Source organism: Pseudomonas sp. FW305-96 (assembly GCF_058783825.1).
Genome location: NZ_JBYSYW010000043.1, coordinates 1 through 16,964, shown reverse-complemented (window position 1 = coordinate 16,964; position 16,964 = coordinate 1). Strand labels below are relative to the sequence as shown.

Below are 16,964 nucleotides of genomic sequence, written 5' to 3'. Positions count from 1 at the left end.
ATCCCTGTGGGAGCCGGCTTGCCGGCGATGGGTCGCGAAGCGGCCCCCGTTAACGCGGCAATTCGATCCGTTCGCTTTCTCCCGGCACCACTGGCCAATCCCCGGCCGCCCAGCGCGCCCGGGCTTGTTCTATCAATCCCGGGTCACTGGCCACGAAGTTCCAGTTCATCCGCCGCGGCCCATCCAGCGGCGCGCCGCCGATCAGCACCAGCTGGCTCGTTTCTTCGGCATGCAACACCACCTCTTCGCCCTCGGGCAGCACGATCAGGCTGCATGGCTCGACTTCCTCGTCATCCAGCATCAACTCGCCTTCGAGCAGATACAGTGCGCGCTGTGCGTGTTCCGTCGGCACGATCAGGGTGGTGGCCGCCTGCATGTGCACATGAGCGTAGAGCGTGGGGGAGAGCACCGGTACCGGTGAGGCCAGGCAGAAACCTGTGCCGGCGATCATGCGGATCCGCACGCCGAGGCTGTCACTGGCCGGCAGGCTGTCGGCCGGATGATGGCTGTAGCTTGCCGGGCCCTGCTCATCGGACTTCGGCGAGGCCAGCCAGACCTGCAGCCCATGCAGTCGCGAGCCGCGCTCGAACACCTCGGCCGGCGTGCGCTCGACATGCGCCACGCCCGCTCCGGCGGTCATCCAGCTGACGTCTCCCGGGCGCACGCGCTGGTCCGAGCCGAGGCTGTCCTTGTGCTGGATTTCACCCTCGAACAGGTAGGTGAGGGTGGAAAGGCCAATATGCGGGTGCTGGCGAATGTCCATGCCATGACCCGGTGCATAGTCGGTTTCCAACATATGGTCGAAGAACACGAAAGGCCCTACGCTGCGGCACTGCGCCGAGGGCAGCGGACGCAGGATCGGCTGGCCCTCGACCGATTCGGCGCGTGGGCGGATGACCAGGGGGCTGCTCATGGCGACACTCCTTGAGGGATGCCTGCAAGCATAGCGTTTTGCCGTCCGTGGCTGAACCGTCGCGCGCGCTGCCCGGTCTACTCTTGCGGTACCGGCAAAGGAGCCTGAGATGATTGCCCGCACATTGGCCTGCCTGCTGTTGAGCGCAAGCCTGTTCGACACTGCGCAAGCCCGCGACTACCGCTACAGCGACGCCCATCTGCACTACGTGGATTTCTTCCAGGAAACCGAGGGCATGCCGGCTTTGCTCAAGGCCATGGACGAGGCCGGGGTGGAACAGTCGATGATCTCCGGCATTCCGGTGGCCAAGAAATGGCACGAGGACGAGCCCAAGCGTCCGCGCTACTATGCAGGCGATGATGCCGATGCCTACTGGTACAGCGCCACCGACCTGTACGTCGCCGCCGCGCTGGAGAAACTGCCTGCCGAGCAGCGCAGGCGCTTTCATCCGTTCCTTACCGGCTTCAACCCGGTGGACAAGAATGCGGTCAACCATATCGAGCGCATGCTCGAGCTTTATCCGGGGCTGTGGCAGGGCATCGGCGAGGTGTTCACCCGTCATGACGATCTCACCGCCCTGACCAGCGGCGATACGCCGCGGGCCAACAACGAGGCCATGACCCGTATCTACCACCTCGCGGCCGAGCGCGACCTGCCTGTGTTGCTGCATTCGAACATCACCTCCAAGCGCGAGCGCAACCCGCTGTACCTGGCGGAAATCGAAGAACCGTTGCGCAACCATCCGCATACCCGCTTCATCTGGGCTCATGCTGGCAGCAGCATGGAGATCCACCGACACCAGGAGCGCATGGACTTTCTCCTGCCGGTGCTCACACGATTGCTAGAGGATTATCCCAACCTATACGTGGACCTGTCCTGGAGCGTGCTCGAGCCCTACCTGCTGGATGAGAAGGGCGGGCCACGCAAGGCCTGGGTCGAGTTGGTCCAACGCTTTCCCCTGCGCTTCATGCTCGGTTCCGATGTGGTGGGGCGCTTCGGCAGCATCGGCGAACAGATGCACGCTTTCGATCCATTCCTCGATGCGTTGCCAGAAGCGGTGGCAGAGCGGGTGAGCCGCAGGAATTTTGTCGATTTGCTGCCAAAAAGCGCGAAATAACGAGTTTTATGCGCAGATAGCGATTTGATATCGCCTTTTCGTCTTACGCAATTTCCAGGCGGCCCGATACCTTTTTTAAGCAACGGAATATCACGCTTGGGAGGGATCCTGGAAATGAGCCTGAGACGCTTGAATATCGCGCCGCGCGCCGGCCTTGGCTTTGGCATCATGGCGCTGCTGGTAGTGGCGCTGGGCGGCTTCGCGCTGCAACAGATGACCAACATGCGCCAGCAGTCCGAGCAGGTGGACAACAACTGGTTGCCGAGCGTGATCTCGGTGGGCCGCATGACTCAGGACATGCTACGCATCCGCGCCTTGACCTTGCGCCTGCTGGTCAACACTGACCCGGTCGCCCAGCAGCAGAACCGTGCCCGCATCGACGAGGTCAAAGGCGGCCTGAGCAAGGCTCAGAGTCACTACGATGCCTTGATCGTGCTTCCTGAGGAGCGCACGTTGTTCGACCGCTACCAGGGCCTTGAGCGTCAATACATGACTTTGCAGGGGCAGGTGGTGCAACTGGCCACCGATGGGCATGTCCAGGCAGCGGCGGCGCTGGTCAACGGCGAGATGAACCAGTTGGCCGACCAGATGACGACGACCCTCAACGAGCTGATCGAGCTGAACAACCATCAGGCCAACTCAGCCACCGACCTGGCCGAGGCCGTGTACAACGGTGCGAAGGTATGGGTCGGCGTGTTGCTGGTGATCGCCCTGAGCCTCACCGTGGTGCTCGCCCTGGCGTTGACCCGTAGCATCGTGCGACCGCTCGGCCAGTCGCTGAAGGTCGCCGAGACGGTCGCCACGGGCGACCTGACCCCGCAGATCACCGTGCAGGGTGATGATGAGCCAGCGCGCCTGCTGGCGGCCCTGAAGAGCATGCAGCTGAGTTTGCGCGAGACCATCGGGCGGATCTCCGACTCGGCCAGCCAGCTGGCGTCGGCCTCCGAGGAGCTGAGCGCGGTCACTGAGGATGCCACCCGTGGTTTGCAGCAGCAGAGCATGGAAATCGAGCAGGCCGCCACGGCGGTCAATCAGATGACGGCGGCGGTGGAGGAGGTGGCGAGCAACGCGGTGGCCACCTCCGAGGCCTCGCGCGAGTCCGACCAGATCGCTCGGCGCGGGCGCGAACAGGTGCGAGCCACGGTTACCGCCATCGAGGCGTTGGCCACTGGCGTGGCAGGCAATGCCGAGGAGGTCGGACAATTGGCCCAGCAGGTACACGACATCAGCAAGGTGCTGGATGTGATCGGCTCGATCGCCGAGCAGACCAACCTGCTGGCGCTCAACGCGGCCATCGAGGCGGCGCGGGCCGGCGAGGCCGGGCGCGGGTTCGCCGTGGTCGCCGACGAGGTGCGGGCGCTGGCCCACCGTACGCAGAGTTCGACCCAGGAGATCGAACAGATGATCGTGGCCATCCGCAGCGGCGCCGAACGGGCCGTGCAGGGCATGCAGCACAGCGATGCCCAGGCCCGCTCGACCCTCGACGGTGCCCATGCCGCAGGCCAGGCGCTGGAGGCGATCGCCGCGGCCATCGGCCAGATCAACGAGCGCAACCTGGTGATCGCCAGTGCCTCGGAGCAGCAGGCCCAGGTGGCGCGCGAGGTGGACCGCAACCTGACCACCATCCGCGACCTGGCGCATCAGTCGTCGGCGGGGGCCGAGGAGACGTCTGCAGCGAGCCAGGCCCTGTCGCGGCTGGCGGTGGACCTCAATACCCTGGTGCAGCGCTTCTCGGTGTAAGCCCCCCCCGCGGGGCACAAACAAAAACGCCCCGACCTAAGTCGGGGCGTTCTCGTTCAGCGTGTCAGCCGATCACTTGCCTTCCCAGCGCTTGAGCACCAGGGTGGCGTTGGTGCCGCCGAAGCCGAAGCTGTTGCTCATCACGGTGGTGAGCTTGGCGTCTTCGGTCTTGCGCACGATCGGCAGGTCCGCGACTTCCGGATCCAGCTCGTCGATGTTGGCCGAGCCGGCGATGAAGTTGTTTTCCATCATCAGCAGGCAGTAGATCGCCTCGTGCACGCCTGCGGCGCCCAGCGAGTGACCGGACAGGCTCTTGGTCGAGCTGATCTTCGGTGCCTTGTCGCCGAACACTTCACGCACACCCTTCATCTCGGCGACGTCGCCGACCGGGGTGGAGGTGCCGTGGGTGTTCAGGTAGTCGATCGGGGTGTCGACGGTGGACAGTGCCTGCTGCATGCAGCGGATTGCGCCTTCGCCGCTTGGGGCGACCATGTCGTAGCCGTCCGAAGTTGCGCCGTAGCCGACGATCTCGGCGTAGATCTTGGCGCCACGGGCCAGGGCGTGCTCAAGTTCTTCGACCACGACCATGCCGCCGCCGCCGGCGATGACGAAACCGTCACGGTCGGCGTCGTAGGCGCGCGAGGCCAGCTCGGGGGTTTCGTTGCGCTTGGTCGACAAGGCACCCATGGCATCGAACAGGAACGACTGGCTCCAGTGCTCCTCTTCACCGCCGCCGGCGAAGACGATGTCCTGCTTGCCCCACTGGATCTGCTCCATGGCGGTGCCGATGCAGTGTGCGGAGGTGGCGCAGGCCGACGAGATCGAGTAGTTGATGCCCTTGATCTTGAACGGGGTGGCCAGGCACGCCGACACGGTGCTGCCCATGGTGCGGGTGACGCGGTAGGGGCCGACGCGCTTGACGCCTTTCTCGCGAAGGGTGTCCAGGGCTTCCATCTGGTTCAGGGTGGAAGCGCCGCCGGAGCCGGCAACCAGGCCGGTGCGCGGGCTGGAGATCTGCTCTTCGCTCAGGCCGGAATCCTTGATCGCGTCCTGCATCGCCAGGTAGGCGTAGGCCGCGGCATGGCCGACGAAGCGGTAGACCTTGCGGTCGATCAGCTCTTCGAGGTTCAGGTCGATGGAACCGGAAACCTGGCTACGCAGCCCCATTTCCTTGTATTCCGGGTTGTAACGGATACCCGGACGGCTGTTGCGCAGGTTTTCGGTGACGGTCTCTTTGTCATTGCCCAGGCACGAAACGATGCCCAGACCAGTGATAACGACGCGGCGCATGCGAATAACCCTTAGAAATTGTCAGTGGAGGTGAACACGCCGACCCGCAGGCCTTCGGCGGTGTAGATCTCGCGCCCGTCGACGCTGACCGAGCCATCGGCGATGGCCATGTTCAGCTTGCCCTTGAGGACGCGCTTGATGTGAATGTTGTAGGTGACTTTCTTGGCGGTGGGTAGTACCTGGCCGAAGAATTTCACTTCGCCCGAACCCAGCGCACGGCCACGGCCCGGCAGGCCCTGCCAACCGAGGAAGAAGCCGACCAGTTGCCACATGGCATCGAGGCCCAGGCAGCCTGGCATCACCGGGTCGCCTTCGAAGTGGCAGGCGAAGAACCACAGGTCTGGATTGATATCCAGCTCGGCGACCAATTCACCTTTGCCGAACTTGCCGCCTTCCTCGCTGATATGGGTGATGCGATCGACCATCAGCATGTTCGGGGCGGGCAGTTGCGCATTACCGGGGCCGAACAGCTCACCGCGACTGCAGCGCAGCAGGTCTTCCCGAGTAAAGGCGTGTTGTTTGGTCATGCGAGCTCCTCAATAACCCCCTGCGGCAGGGGACGAATCTTCCCGGCCGGCCCGAAGCGCGTTGCATTCGAGGCGGCAGCCTACAGGTAGACTATTGCGTTGTGGTGAAAGTCACAGCGCACCTGGCAAAAGAAGTACAGGTGTGCACTGAAATGTTATTTTCCGGCCCTGGGGCGGTCCTGTCCAGTCTTTAAGACTGCCGCACTTTAGCATTTATCGCCAGTCGCAACTGCCTGACCGGGCAACCAGCGGCGCAGGATGCGCTGCAGATCGGTACGTTTGAACGGCTTGCTCAGGTAATCGTTCATTCCGGCGGCCAGGCAGCGTTCGCGGTCGCCCTGCAGCGCGCTGGCGGTCAGGGCGATGATTGGCAGTCCTTCGCCGTGGGGCAGCAGGCGGATGCGACGGGTAGCCTCGTATCCGTCCACCTGGGGCAGGCGGCAATCCATCAGCACCGCGGCGAAGCGTTGCTGGTCGACCAGATCGATCGCCTGGGCGCCGTCCATGGCCAGGCTGACCTCGAAGCCCAGGCTGCGCAGCATGGCCTCGATGACGCTCTGGTTGACCGGATTGTCCTCCACCAGCAGGATCCGCCCGCCGCCCTCAGCCGTCGCCTGGTCTTGTGTGGCGACACCGGGCAGGGCGCTGGGTGTGCTGGCCAGTGCCAGTGGCATTTCCAGGGTGAAGGTCGAGCCCAGGCCTTCGCGGCTCTCGCCGCGCAGCTGGCCACCCATGCGTTCCGCCAGGGTGCGGGCGATCGACAGGCCCAGGCCGGTACCGCCGTAGCGGCGGGAGATGGTGTTGTCGGCTTGCTGGAAGGCCACGAACATCATCTCCAGGCGGTTGCTGTCGATGCCGATGCCGGTGTCGCGCACGGTGCAGGTCAGCCAGATCAGCTGGCGGTCGAGCACTTGCCAGCGCGCCTCGATCGCCACTTCGCCACGCTCGGTGAATTTCAGGGCGTTGCCCACCAGGTTGAGCAGGATCTGGCGGATCCGCGTCGGGTCGCCCACCACCTGCAGTTGGTGCATGCCGGGGGGCAGTTGCAGGCGCAGGTCGAGGTTGCGCTGCTGGGCGGTGTGCTGGAACGACTGCACGCTGCTGGTGATGAGCTCGCCGAGGTTGAAATCGATGAGCTCCAGTTCGAGGGTGGTGCGCTCGATCCGCGAGAAATCGAGGATGTCGTTGATCACCTTGAGCAGGTGCCCGGTGGATTCGCTGGCCACCGCGGTGTATTCGGCCTGCTCGCCGGTCAGTTCGGTGGTCTCGAGCAACTGCAGCATGCCCAGCACACCGTTCATGGGTGTGCGCAGCTCGTGGCTCATCATCGCCAGGAAGTCCGACTTGGCGCGGTTGGCCTGCTCGGCCTCTTCGCGAGCCTGGATCAGTTGGCCCATGGCCTGTTGTTGTTCATGAGCGGCCTGGTCCAGGGCGCTGGCCAGGTTGTTGATGTGCCGGGCCAGGTGGCCCAGTTCGCTGTCGTCGACTACCGGCAGGGGCGCGTTGAAGTCGCCTTGCTGGATGGCGCGGACCGCATGGCCCATTTCGCTGATCGGCCTGGACAGGCTGGTGGCCAGGCGCCGGGCGAGCAGGAAAGTGAACAGCAGGGCGAACAGTGCGAGGATTGCGGCCTTGATCACGATCTCCTGTTGGCGCTGGCTGAAGGCATCGTCGGACATGCCGACGATCACCCGCCCCAGGTAGTCGTCGCCGATGTTTGGCGGCGGGGTCTTGCCTTGCAGGAAGTCGTTGTCCAGGCGGATCTGCTGCAGGCGGATCGGTGCCTGGAACACCTCGACCCGCTGGGCGCGGCTGAGGCTTTCATCGGGCTGCTCGACGTACACCAGGATATGGTTGCGGCTGTCCTGCACCTCGAGAAAGCGCACGTGGGGAATGCTCAAGGTGGCGCGCATCAGGCTCTCGAGCACCTCGTTGTTGCCCGAGATCACCCCGTACTCGGACGCCGGTGCCAGCTGGTTGGCGATCAGTTGCCCGGTGTGGTTAAGCTCCTGGCGCAAGTCCTGGATGCGTACGAAGGTGAAGAAACTGATCAGCAGCAGGGTCAGCAACAGGGCGGGGCCCAGGCTGATGATCTGGGTGCGGGTGTGGATGTCCCAGCTCAGGCGCTTGCTCATGGGGTGGGGGCTCCTTCGGCAAGGGCCAGGGCGGCGGCGTCCGGGTCGATCGCTTCCAGGCTCAGGGCGCGGGCCACTTGCTGGTTGCCGCTGACACCAAAGTGCGTGGGGTAGAGGCTGCGCGGCCAGCGCGCCGGTGGCTGGTCGAGCAACTGCTCGAGCACCGCCAGCCAATCGTCCTGGTCGCTGTAGGTGCTGGCCAGGGCGCCGGCGCGGACGAAGCCGACGTTCGGGCCGATCAGCGCCATCTGCCGGCCATAGCTGCTGAGCAGCACGTTCTTGGCCGACTTGGAGTTGTACAGCTCGGGGTCGTCCAGCCCCAGCAGCACATCACTGTTGTTCAGCAACTGCTGCAAGGGGCGGCTGTCGCGCACGTCGGGCCAGTCCTGGGCGACGATCTCCAGGCCCAGCGGGCGGGCTGCCTGGCGCAGCTCGTCGAGCAGGAAGCGGCTGTGTTCGCCATACAGCACGCCGATGCGCCGCGCCTGCGGCAGCAGGTAGCGGGCCAGGCGCAGTTGCCGGGCCAGGGGCGGGTCGCTCCACAGCAGGGTGAGGTAGGCGGGGCGCGACACCCCCAGGCGTTGCTCGGCCTGGACCCGGCTGATGCGCAGCGCCAGGGCCGATGGCCCGGTTGCCTCCGTCAGGCGCCATTCCAGGGCCGGGATGTCGAGCAGCACCAGGCGGGTGTCGGCCTTGAGCTTGCCCGGACCAGGCAACTGTTCGACGGTCTGGAACCGCACCTGGTCGTGGGGCCTGCGCTTTTCCAGGGCTGCGACGAAGCTGCGGATGCCGGGCTGGTCTTCGCCGCCGACCAGCAGGATCTCGCTGGCCGACAGCGATCCCAAGGGCCACAGGCACAACAGCAGCAGGCGCAGCAGGCGCACCATCAGAACTCCAGCTCCGCGCTGACGCTCAGGCGGTGGCGGCTGTCATGGCGGTTCTGCTCGAGGGTGACCGGTTCGTCATCCAGGCGCTGCTGCCACAGCGCGGCCAGTTCCAGGTTGCTGCCGTGGATCTTGAAGCGCTTGGCCACGCGCAGGTCGACCCGCTCGTAGCGGTACTGGTTGAGGGCATCGTCGCCGTAATAGAAGAGGGCGCTGGACCAGCCCTCGCCCCAGTCGCGCAACCAGCCGGCCGAGCCGCTGTTGCGCGCACTCAGGCGGCGATCGGCCGGGTTGCTGGCCCAGGCGTCGACATACGCATAGGTCAGGCGCAAGCGGTCGCGCTGGGTGGCGCGCCAGTCGAACTGCGCCTCGCTGCCGCTGAAACGAGCCTTGTTGGCGTTGCTGGCGATGAACTGGTTGTTCTTCAACGGCTCGCTGATCATGCCGGTGATTTCGTCGTAGAACAGTTTCACGTCGACGTTCAGGTCGATGTCGCTGAAGGCGCCGTTGTAGCCGAGTTCTCGCGAACGCATGCGTTCCTGGTCGAGGTTGCCGGGGCCGCGGGTCTTGACGAAATACTCGCCGTTCTGCAGCCCGTACAGGTTGGGCGAGAGGTTCTTGACCGTGTAGCTCCAGTTGACGTTGTTCTCGAACATGTCCGGCGAGCGAATGGCCTCGGAATACACCGCGCGCAAGCCATGGCGAGGGGTGATCAGGTAGTTCACCGCCACGCGCGGGGTCAGCGAGTTGCCCGACAGCTGCGAGTGTTCGTACATGGCGCCGCCCTGGAGGATCCAGTGCTCGTCGGCGCGCCATTCGAGCTGGCCGAACAGGCGCCAGGTCTGGTCGTCGATGCTGCCGTTGAAATAGGTCTGCGAATCGGCGCGGTCGTAGCGGTAGTTCATGCCGCTGACCAGGCGCAGGCTGTCGGTGAGGCTCAGGGTGTCCTGGATTTCCAGGTCATAGCGGGTTTCGCGGGTGCTCTGGTCGACGTCGCCGCAGATCGTGTTGCGGCCACCGCTGGCCCACTGGTTCTGCACCTGGCCCATCAGCGAGCCGAGCACGGGATCGCTGGTGCTGGGCAGGTTGCCGGTGTACAGGTTGCGCGCGACCTTCTCGGCGAAGTTCGGGTCGAGCTGCCAGAGGCGTGTCAGTTCGGGGCTGAAAGCAATTGCCGCATCGCAGGCGCGCCACACCTGCTGGCGGTCGAAATGCTGCGCCGAGCCCTGCACATACAGGCTGTGCTCGGGGTTGAGGTCGAGGTTCCAGCGCACGGAGCCGGCGTAGTCCTTGGCGTTGACATCGGCGTTGTCGCCAGCGCGGTAGTTGCCGAACACCGGCTGGTAGGTGTAGGGGCGCTGGTTGCTGCCTTCCTTGGCCGCCAGTTGCCATTCCAGGGTCTGGTCAGGCGCCAGGGTATGCACGGCATTGATGTTGATGCGATTGGCGCGGCGGCTGTCGCGGTAGTCGCGGCCGAACTGGTCCTGGTCGAAGCCGTCGTCCTGCTGGCCGGAGAGCGACAGGCGCAGGTCGCCGCTGTCCCAGCCGAAGCCCTGGCTTGCGTAGTAATCGTTGATGCCGTCCTGGCCGCGGGTCAGCTTGACCCGCGTGCCATGGCTGTCGGCCGGGTTGCGGGTGAGGATGTTGACCACCGCCATCAGCGCGTTGGCGCCGTAGCTGACGGTGTTCGGGCCGCGGAACACCTCGATGCGCTCGATATCCTCGATGGCCACGGGGATGTCGCTCCAGTCCACCGTGGCCAGGCCGGCGCGGTACACCGAGCGGCCATCGATCAGCACCTGCATGCGCCGGGCGTCGCTGACGTTGCTGCCGTGGTAGTTGACCGTCGGCTGGTTGCCGGCGCCGTAGCCGATCATCATGCCCGGTACCAGGCGCAGCAGCTCGGGGATGTCGCGGGCACCGCTGGCACGGATCAGCTCGTTGTCGAGCACGGTCATGCTGCCCGGAACCGCCGCCGGGGATTGTTTCAGGCGCGTGGCGGTCAGAACCTGCGGCAGATCCTGGTTGTCGATGAACAGGTCATCGGCCACGGCCGGGCCGCCGAGCAGGGCAGTCAGCAACAGCAGGCGGGGGTACGGGGGCGTGCCAGGGAACACGAAACGGCCTTGTTTCAGAAATGAATCAGGCATGTTAACCGACCGTGCGGCTTTTGCCAGTGACCGCGACACCATGACAGGCCCGCCCTGCAAATGGGCGGGTACTGCCACTGGCTCTGGCGCATGCGCGCCGTATAATGCGCACGTCGCCACTTACTTTATTGGTTAACGGATTGGATATGACTGAACAGCAACCTGTTGCAGTTCTTGGAGGCGGCAGCTTCGGCACCGCCGTGGCGAACCTCTTGGCACAGAACGGCCATCCGGTGCGGCAGTGGATGCGCGACCCGGCGCAAGCCGAGGCAATGCGCGTCGACCGCGAGAATCCGCGTTATCTCAAGGGCATCCGCCTGCATGACGGCGTCGAACCGGTCAACGACTTGCTCGCCACCCTGCAGGGCAGCGCGCTGATCTTCGTCGCCTTGCCCTCCAGCGCCTTGCGCAGCGTGCTGGCGCCCCACGCCGAATTGTTGCGTGGCAAGGGCCTGGTCAGCCTGACCAAGGGCATCGAGGCGAACACCTTCAAGCTGATGAGCCAGATCCTCGAAGAGATCGCCCCCCAGGCACGCATCGGCGTGCTGTCAGGCCCCAACCTGGCCCGCGAGATTGCCGAGCATGCGTTGACCGCCACCGTGGTCGCCAGCGAGGACGAAGCGCTGTGCCAGCAGGTGCAGGCCGTGCTGCATGGCCGCACGTTCCGTGTCTACGCCAGCAGCGATCGCTTCGGCGTCGAACTGGGCGGCGCGTTGAAGAACGTCTACGCCATCATCGCCGGCATGGCCGTGGCCCTGGGGATGGGCGAGAACACCAAGAGCATGCTGATTACCCGGGCCCTGGCCGAGATGACCCGCTTCGCCGTGAGCCAGGGCGCCAACCCCATGACCTTCCTCGGCCTGGCCGGGGTTGGCGACCTGATCGTCACCTGTTCCTCGCCCAAGAGCCGCAACTACCAGGTCGGCCATGCGCTAGGCCAGGGCCTGAGCCTCGAGCAGGCGGTCAGCCGACTGGGCGAGGTGGCCGAAGGCGTCAACACCCTCAAGGTGCTCAAGGCCAAGGCCCAGGAAGTGGGCGTATACATGCCGCTGGTGGCGGGGCTGCACGCGATCCTGTTCGAAGGCCGCACGCTCAACCAGGTGATCGAGCACCTGATGCGCGCCGAGCCCAAGACCGATGTCGATTTCATTTCCACCAGCGGTTTCAACTGAGGGAGAAACGTATGAACGATACCCCGGAGCGCGCCCAGCGCGAGTCGATCATCCTGCGCGTGCTGTGGATGCTGGTGTTCCTGGTGGCCTGGCAACTGGCCGAGCTGCTGCTTGGCGGCCTGGTGCTGGTGCAACTGATCTACCGCCTGATCTACGGCGCGCCCAGCGCCAGCCTGATGAACTTCGGTGACAGCCTGAGCCAGTACCTGGCACAGATCGGCCGTTTCGGCACTTTCCATAGCGACCAGAAACCCTGGCCGTTCGCCGACTGGCCGACCCCGCGCACCCCGGAAGGCGAAGCGCCCCACGCCGTCGCCCCGGCGCCACACCCGGTGCGTGACGAGGAGCCCAAGCTGTGAAGCTCTGGGTGCTGCGTCACGGCGAGGCCGAGCCAAGGGCCAACAGCGACGCCGAGCGGCGCCTGACAGCGCACGGTCGCGAGCAGGTGCTGCGCAGTGCCGCGCACCTGTTGGGCCAGCCGTTGCAGGCAATCATCGCCAGCCCCTATGTGCGTGCCCAGCAGACCGCCGCCCTGGTGCACGGCGCCCTCGGTTTTTCTGAGCCGGTGCGTACCGTGCCGTGGCTGACGCCAGAGAGCGACGTGCAGCAGGTGATCGGCGAGATCGAGCGCCTGGGGCTCGAGCATGTCCTGCTGGTCAGCCACCAACCCCTGGTGGGCAACCTGGTTGGTCAGCTTGAGCACGGCCATGGCCAGCAACCTGCACCGTTGAGCACGGCCAGCCTGGCCGAGCTGGAGGGCGACTGGCCACTGGCCGGCCTGATGACCCTGCGCAGCCTCTACCACGCTGGCTGACACCTGGCAACTGGCATTTATGCCAGTTGCCGTTCGGGTGGTGCGGGCCTTAGCGTGGCGGCGTGCATGATCGCAACGCCGCGCAAGGAATCATGGATGAGCAGGCAACGCCTGGAGCTGGTGCGCTCCGTCAATCCCCAGAGCGTGATCGACAAGCTGGACAGCCCCGCTGCGCTGGACTTCGCCGAGTACTGCCTGTTGCGCGACTGTGCCGATGCCAAGCTCGACCAGCTGCTGCGCCGCTTCGAAGGCCAGTACGAGCTCGAGCAACTGCGCCAGTCCGGCATCCGCATGGCGCACCTGCTGCAATCCAGTTGCCTGGCGCTGCGCCGGCTGGTGGAAACTCAGCAGGACTGCCAGCTGGCCCGCGAAGCCCTCGAGTGGCAACTGGCCTACATGCGTGCCTGCCTGCACCGTTCGATGGCCAGCTTCTAGTCGCGATGACCTGATCGTCACTGGCGATGACCGTTCAGGACGTTGCCGCCAGCCGATCGCTTGCCGACAATGGGCCATCCATCCCCGTGCAGAGCAGGCGGCCATGTCGCAGCAGATCTTCTTCGCCCACGCCAACGGCTTCCCTTCGGCCACCTACGGCAAGCTGTTCGCCGCGCTGGCTCCGGACTACCAGGTGCATCACCTGGAACAGCACGCCCACGATCCGCGCTTTCCGGTCAACGACAACTGGCAGAACCTGGTGGACGAGCTGCTGCATCACCTTGAGCAGCAGGATGCGCCGGTCTGGGGCGTCGGCCACTCCCTGGGCGGCGTGCTGCACCTGCATGCGGCGCTGCGTCGGCCGGAGTTCTACCGCGGAGTGGTGATGCTCGATTCGCCGGTGCTGACCCGCGCCGACGAATGGCTGATCCAGGCCGCCAAGCGTCTGGGTTTCATCGACCGCATCACTCCGGCCGGGCGTACCCTGGGCCGGCGCGAGGCCTTTCCCGACCGCGACAGTGCCCGCCGTTACTTTACCGGTAAGACCCTGTTCCGCCACTTCGACCCGGAGTGCCTGGAAGCCTACCTGGAGCATGGCCTGGCGCAGGACGAGGACGGTCTGCGCCTGCGCTTCGACCCGGCCACCGAAATCAGTATCTACCGCAGCATTCCGCATGTCAGCCCAGCCAGGCCTCGCCAGTTGCAGGTGCCCTTGGCGATGGTGCGTGGCGCCCAGAGCCGGGTGATTCGCAAGCACCACGCCCTGGCCGTGCGCGGCATGGCCATGGGCGAGTATCACAGCCTGCCGGGCGGGCACATGTTCCCGCTGGAGCGGCCCACCGACACCGCCAGCCTGATCAAGGGCCTGTTCGAGCGCTGGAGCCAGGCATGAGCGCCCAGGTCGAGGAGATCCGCCTGACGCTGGGCCATATCGAGCTGGCCGCGCACCTGTTCGGTCCGGCCGACGGCCTGCCGGTGATCGCCCTGCATGGCTGGCTGGACAACGCCAACAGCTTCGCCCGCCTGGCGCCGCAGCTGAAAGGGCTGCGCATCGTCGCCCTGGACCTGGCCGGACATGGTTACTCCGAGCATCGCCCGGTCGGTGCCGGCTATGCCCTGGCCGACTACGCCCACGACGTGTTGCGGGTTGCCGAGCAACTGGGCTGGGAGCGCTTCGGCCTGCTCGGTCATTCGCTCGGTGCGATCATCTCGGTGCAGCTGGCCGGGGCCTTGCCCGAGCGGGTCAGTCACCTGGCGCTGATCGACGGGGTGATCCCACCGACGCTCAGCGAACAGGACGCTGCCGAGCGCCTGGGGCTGGCCTTGCAGGCGCAGCTGCGCCTGGAGGGCAAGCGCAAGTCGGTATACCCGACCCTGGAGGAGGGTGTCGAGGCGCGCATGAAGGGCATGGTCGCGGTCAGCCGCGAAGCCGCCGAGCTGCTGGCGCAGCGCGGCCTGATGCCGGTGCCGGGCGGTTATAGCTGGCGCAGCGACAGTCGCCTCACCTTGCCTTCGCCCATCCGGCTGAACCAAGACCAGGCCATGGCCTTCGTCAAGCGTATCGCCTGCCCGGCCTGCCTGGTGGTGGCCGCCGACGGCATGCTGGCGCGCCACACGGATCTGCTGGAGCAGCTACCCTTCGAGCAGGTGATCCTGCCGGGCGGGCACCATCTGCACCTGAACGACGCCGAGGGCGCGGCCCTTGTCGCAGACTGTTTCAATCGCTTCTTTGGCATTCCTTGACTTGCACCGGACAAGTGTCGAGGCTTGGCGGGTTGAAAGGGAGACAACCATGTACATGCCAGACATCCACGCACCTTGCCCCGCCACCTGCGAGGGCGGTCGATGAGCGCACCTGTTTTCGTTCGCGGCGCCGTCGCCGCCTGCCTCGCCATCGCCAGCCCCTTGCTCTGGGCCGGCAGCCTGCCGGTACCACCCGACGCCAAGGTGGTCGACCAACGCCCGGCAGTGGAGCAGGAGCGTGTCTACCCCATGGGTCCGCTGCGCAAGATCAGCGGCCGGCTACGGGTCGAGGACAAAGTCGAAAGTCGCGGCCAGGTCAGTTCCGTGACCTACGAATTGCCGGTCGAGCGCAGCGCCCGCGAAGCCTTCACCAGTGCTCGCGAGGCATTGCAGCAGGACGGTGGCTACCCGTTGTTCTGGTGCCAGGGCCGCGATTGCGGCGAGGCCAGCCTGTGGGCCAACGACGTGTTCGCCAACGCCCGCCTCAATGGTGGTGACGAACAGCAGGCATTCATCCTGTTGCGCCGCTCCGCCGAAGAAGCCGACACCCTGGTGGCGCTGTACAGCGTGACGCGCGGCAACCGCCGCGCCTACCTGCATGTCGAGGAGTTCGTCGCCGGCAACCCGCTGGGCGAGCTGCTGCCCACCGCCGCCACGGTGCTGCGCGAACTGCGCGACACCGGCAAGCTCGACTACCCTGACCTGGCCGAGCCCCAGGCCGCCTGGGCGACGCTGCTGGCCCGCAGCCTGAACCTCGACAGCACCCTGCGCGCCAGCCTCAGTGGCAAGGGCGCCGAAGCCTGGCGCGAGCAACTGGTCAAGGCCGGCGTGCGCAGCGCCCGGCTGGAGGTGGGCGATGCTCCGACCGAAGGCCTGCACCTGGAACTGATCCGTTGAGTGAGGGCCACCATGGCCAACAATGACCGCCTGTTGATCCAGATCCTGCTGCTCACCTTGCTGGGCGCCGCGCTGTGGGTGATGGCGCCGTTCATCTCGGCGCTGCTGTGGGGCGCCATCCTGGCCTTCGCCAGCTGGCCGCTGATGCGCCTGTTGACCCGCGTGCTGGGCGACCGGGAAACCCTTGCCGCGAGTCTGCTGACCACGGTGTGGATCCTGCTGGTGGCCATGCCGCTGGTATGGCTGGGTTTCAACCTGGCCGACCATGTGCGTGATGCCACCGCGTTCATTCGCGATGTGCAGGTCGATGGCCTGCCGGACGCGCCCGCCTGGGTGGCCGGTATCCCATTCGTGGGCGAGCGCCTGGTTGGCTGGTGGGAGTCCTTCGACCAGCAAGGGGCGGCCTTGCTGGCCTCGGCCAAGCCGTACCTTGGCCAGGTCGGCAACTGGTTGCTGGCCCGCAGCGCGCAGATCGGCGGTGGGGTGCTCGAGCTGACCCTGAGCCTGGTGTTCGTGTTCTTCTTCTACCGCGACGGGCCACGCCTGGCGGCGTTCGTGCACCGCCTGCTGCAACGGCTGGTGGGCGAGCGCGCCGAGTACTACGTCGACCTGGTCGCCGGCACCGTGCAGCGGGTGGTCAATGGTGTGATCGGTACTGCGGCGGCTCAGGCCCTGCTGGCGCTGATCGGCTTCCTGATCGCCGGCGTGCCGGGAGCCATTGTGCTGGGCCTGGTGACTTTCATGCTCAGCCTGATTCCCATGGGCCCACCACTGGCATGGATACCGGCCACCGCCTGGCTGGTCTGGAAGGGCGACTACGGCATGGCGGTGTTCCTGGGTATCTGGGGCACCTTCATCATCAGTGGCGTGGACAACGTGCTCAAGCCATACCTGATCAGCCGCGGCGGTAACCTGCCGCTGGTCATCGTGCTGCTCGGGGTGTTCGGCGGCCTGATCGCGTTCGGCTTCATCGGCCTGTTCATCGGGCCGACCTTGCTGGCGGTGGGGTACAGCCTGCTGCTGGACTGGAGCCGCAATACCGCGCAGCACACGCCGCAGCGCTGATCTCCATCGCGGGCTTGCCCCGCGATACGTCAGCGATCTTTACGCTTTCTTTATGTCCTGACCCGCCCCCCCATCTCGCCCC

The 16,964-nt window shown here is 65.7% G+C and carries 16 protein-coding genes and 1 pseudogene; 11 read left to right on the top strand and 6 right to left on the bottom strand.

Annotation, left to right across the window (positions count from 1 at the left end; translation table 11 throughout):
• Positions 1-49 precede the first annotated feature (49 nt).
• Complete coding sequence (locus AC3WL2_RS23700; RefSeq protein WP_102684714.1) at positions 50-913, bottom strand: pirin family protein; 864 nt, start codon at positions 911-913, stop codon at positions 50-52.
• A gap of 109 nt (positions 914-1,022) precedes the next feature.
• Here AC3WL2_RS23700 and AC3WL2_RS23695 point away from each other — a divergent pair, with 109 nt between their 5' ends.
• From AC3WL2_RS23695 to AC3WL2_RS23685, 3 genes and pseudogenes are all read left to right on the top strand, one after another.
• A complete protein-coding gene (locus AC3WL2_RS23695; protein WP_102684715.1) occupies positions 1,023-2,030 on the top strand; it encodes an amidohydrolase family protein in 1,008 nt (335 codons plus the stop codon).
• Between the two features lie 114 nt (positions 2,031-2,144).
• Positions 2,145-2,915 (top strand): annotated as a pseudogene (locus tag AC3WL2_RS23690) (MCP four helix bundle domain-containing protein); the annotation flags it as partial.
• Positions 2,907-3,770: a methyl-accepting chemotaxis protein gene (locus AC3WL2_RS23685; protein ID WP_492574589.1), complete on the top strand. Its 864-nt coding sequence runs from the start codon at positions 2,907-2,909 to the stop codon at positions 3,768-3,770. The pseudogene AC3WL2_RS23690 and the gene AC3WL2_RS23685, both read left to right, overlap by 9 nt.
• Positions 3,771-3,842: 72 nt before the next feature.
• On the opposite strand, the gene fabB is transcribed toward AC3WL2_RS23685, so the two are convergent.
• From fabB to AC3WL2_RS23660, 5 genes are all read right to left on the bottom strand, one after another.
• Complete coding sequence (gene fabB / locus AC3WL2_RS23680) at positions 3,843-5,060, bottom strand: beta-ketoacyl-ACP synthase I (protein ID WP_046854777.1); 1,218 nt, start codon at positions 5,058-5,060, stop codon at positions 3,843-3,845.
• An 11-nt stretch (positions 5,061-5,071) separates the two neighbouring features.
• Entirely contained in the window at positions 5,072-5,587 is a 516-nt protein-coding gene (gene fabA, locus AC3WL2_RS23675; protein ID WP_102684717.1) for a 3-hydroxyacyl-[acyl-carrier-protein] dehydratase FabA, read from the bottom strand.
• A 206-nt stretch (positions 5,588-5,793) separates the two neighbouring features.
• Positions 5,794-7,722 (bottom strand): response regulator, encoded by a 1,929-nt coding sequence (locus AC3WL2_RS23670; protein ID WP_102684718.1) that lies wholly within the window; start codon positions 7,720-7,722, stop codon positions 5,794-5,796.
• Positions 7,719-8,609 carry an ABC transporter substrate-binding protein gene (locus tag AC3WL2_RS23665; RefSeq protein WP_102684719.1) on the bottom strand — a complete coding sequence of 297 codons (891 nt, stop codon included), beginning with the start codon at positions 8,607-8,609 and terminating at the stop codon, positions 7,719-7,721. The genes AC3WL2_RS23670 and AC3WL2_RS23665 overlap by 4 nt, the downstream gene beginning before the upstream one ends.
• A complete protein-coding gene (locus AC3WL2_RS23660) occupies positions 8,609-10,756 on the bottom strand; it encodes a TonB-dependent receptor plug domain-containing protein (RefSeq protein WP_173862463.1) in 2,148 nt (715 codons plus the stop codon). Before AC3WL2_RS23660 ends, AC3WL2_RS23665 begins: the two co-directional genes overlap by 1 nt.
• A 146-nt stretch (positions 10,757-10,902) precedes the next feature.
• Here AC3WL2_RS23660 and AC3WL2_RS23655 point away from each other — a divergent pair, with 146 nt between their 5' ends.
• From AC3WL2_RS23655 to AC3WL2_RS23620, 8 genes are all read left to right on the top strand, one after another.
• Positions 10,903-11,928, top strand: coding sequence for an NAD(P)H-dependent glycerol-3-phosphate dehydrogenase (locus AC3WL2_RS23655; RefSeq protein ID WP_038706499.1), 1,026 nt, complete (start codon positions 10,903-10,905; stop codon positions 11,926-11,928).
• Between the two features lie 11 nt (positions 11,929-11,939).
• Positions 11,940-12,287 (top strand): DUF4389 domain-containing protein, encoded by a 348-nt coding sequence (locus AC3WL2_RS23650; protein WP_038706498.1) that lies wholly within the window; start codon positions 11,940-11,942, stop codon positions 12,285-12,287.
• Positions 12,284-12,742 carry a phosphohistidine phosphatase SixA gene (gene sixA / locus AC3WL2_RS23645; RefSeq protein ID WP_102684720.1) on the top strand — a complete coding sequence of 153 codons (459 nt, stop codon included), beginning with the start codon at positions 12,284-12,286 and terminating at the stop codon, positions 12,740-12,742. Before AC3WL2_RS23650 ends, sixA begins: the two co-directional genes overlap by 4 nt.
• Before the next feature lie 96 nt (positions 12,743-12,838).
• Positions 12,839-13,177, top strand: coding sequence for a hypothetical protein (locus AC3WL2_RS23640; RefSeq protein ID WP_102684721.1), 339 nt, complete (start codon positions 12,839-12,841; stop codon positions 13,175-13,177).
• A gap of 103 nt (positions 13,178-13,280) precedes the next feature.
• Complete coding sequence (locus tag AC3WL2_RS23635) at positions 13,281-14,069, top strand: alpha/beta fold hydrolase (RefSeq protein ID WP_102684722.1); 789 nt, start codon at positions 13,281-13,283, stop codon at positions 14,067-14,069.
• Entirely contained in the window at positions 14,066-14,920 is an 855-nt protein-coding gene (locus AC3WL2_RS23630; RefSeq protein WP_102684723.1) for an alpha/beta hydrolase, read from the top strand. Before AC3WL2_RS23635 ends, AC3WL2_RS23630 begins: the two co-directional genes overlap by 4 nt.
• 102 nt (positions 14,921-15,022) lie before the next feature.
• On the top strand, positions 15,023-15,817 hold the full coding sequence (locus AC3WL2_RS23625; RefSeq protein ID WP_102684724.1) for a DUF4892 domain-containing protein: 795 nt from the start codon (positions 15,023-15,025) through the stop codon (positions 15,815-15,817).
• A gap of 12 nt (positions 15,818-15,829) precedes the next feature.
• Complete coding sequence (locus tag AC3WL2_RS23620) at positions 15,830-16,882, top strand: AI-2E family transporter (protein WP_102684725.1); 1,053 nt, start codon at positions 15,830-15,832, stop codon at positions 16,880-16,882.
• Positions 16,883-16,964 lie beyond the last annotated feature (82 nt).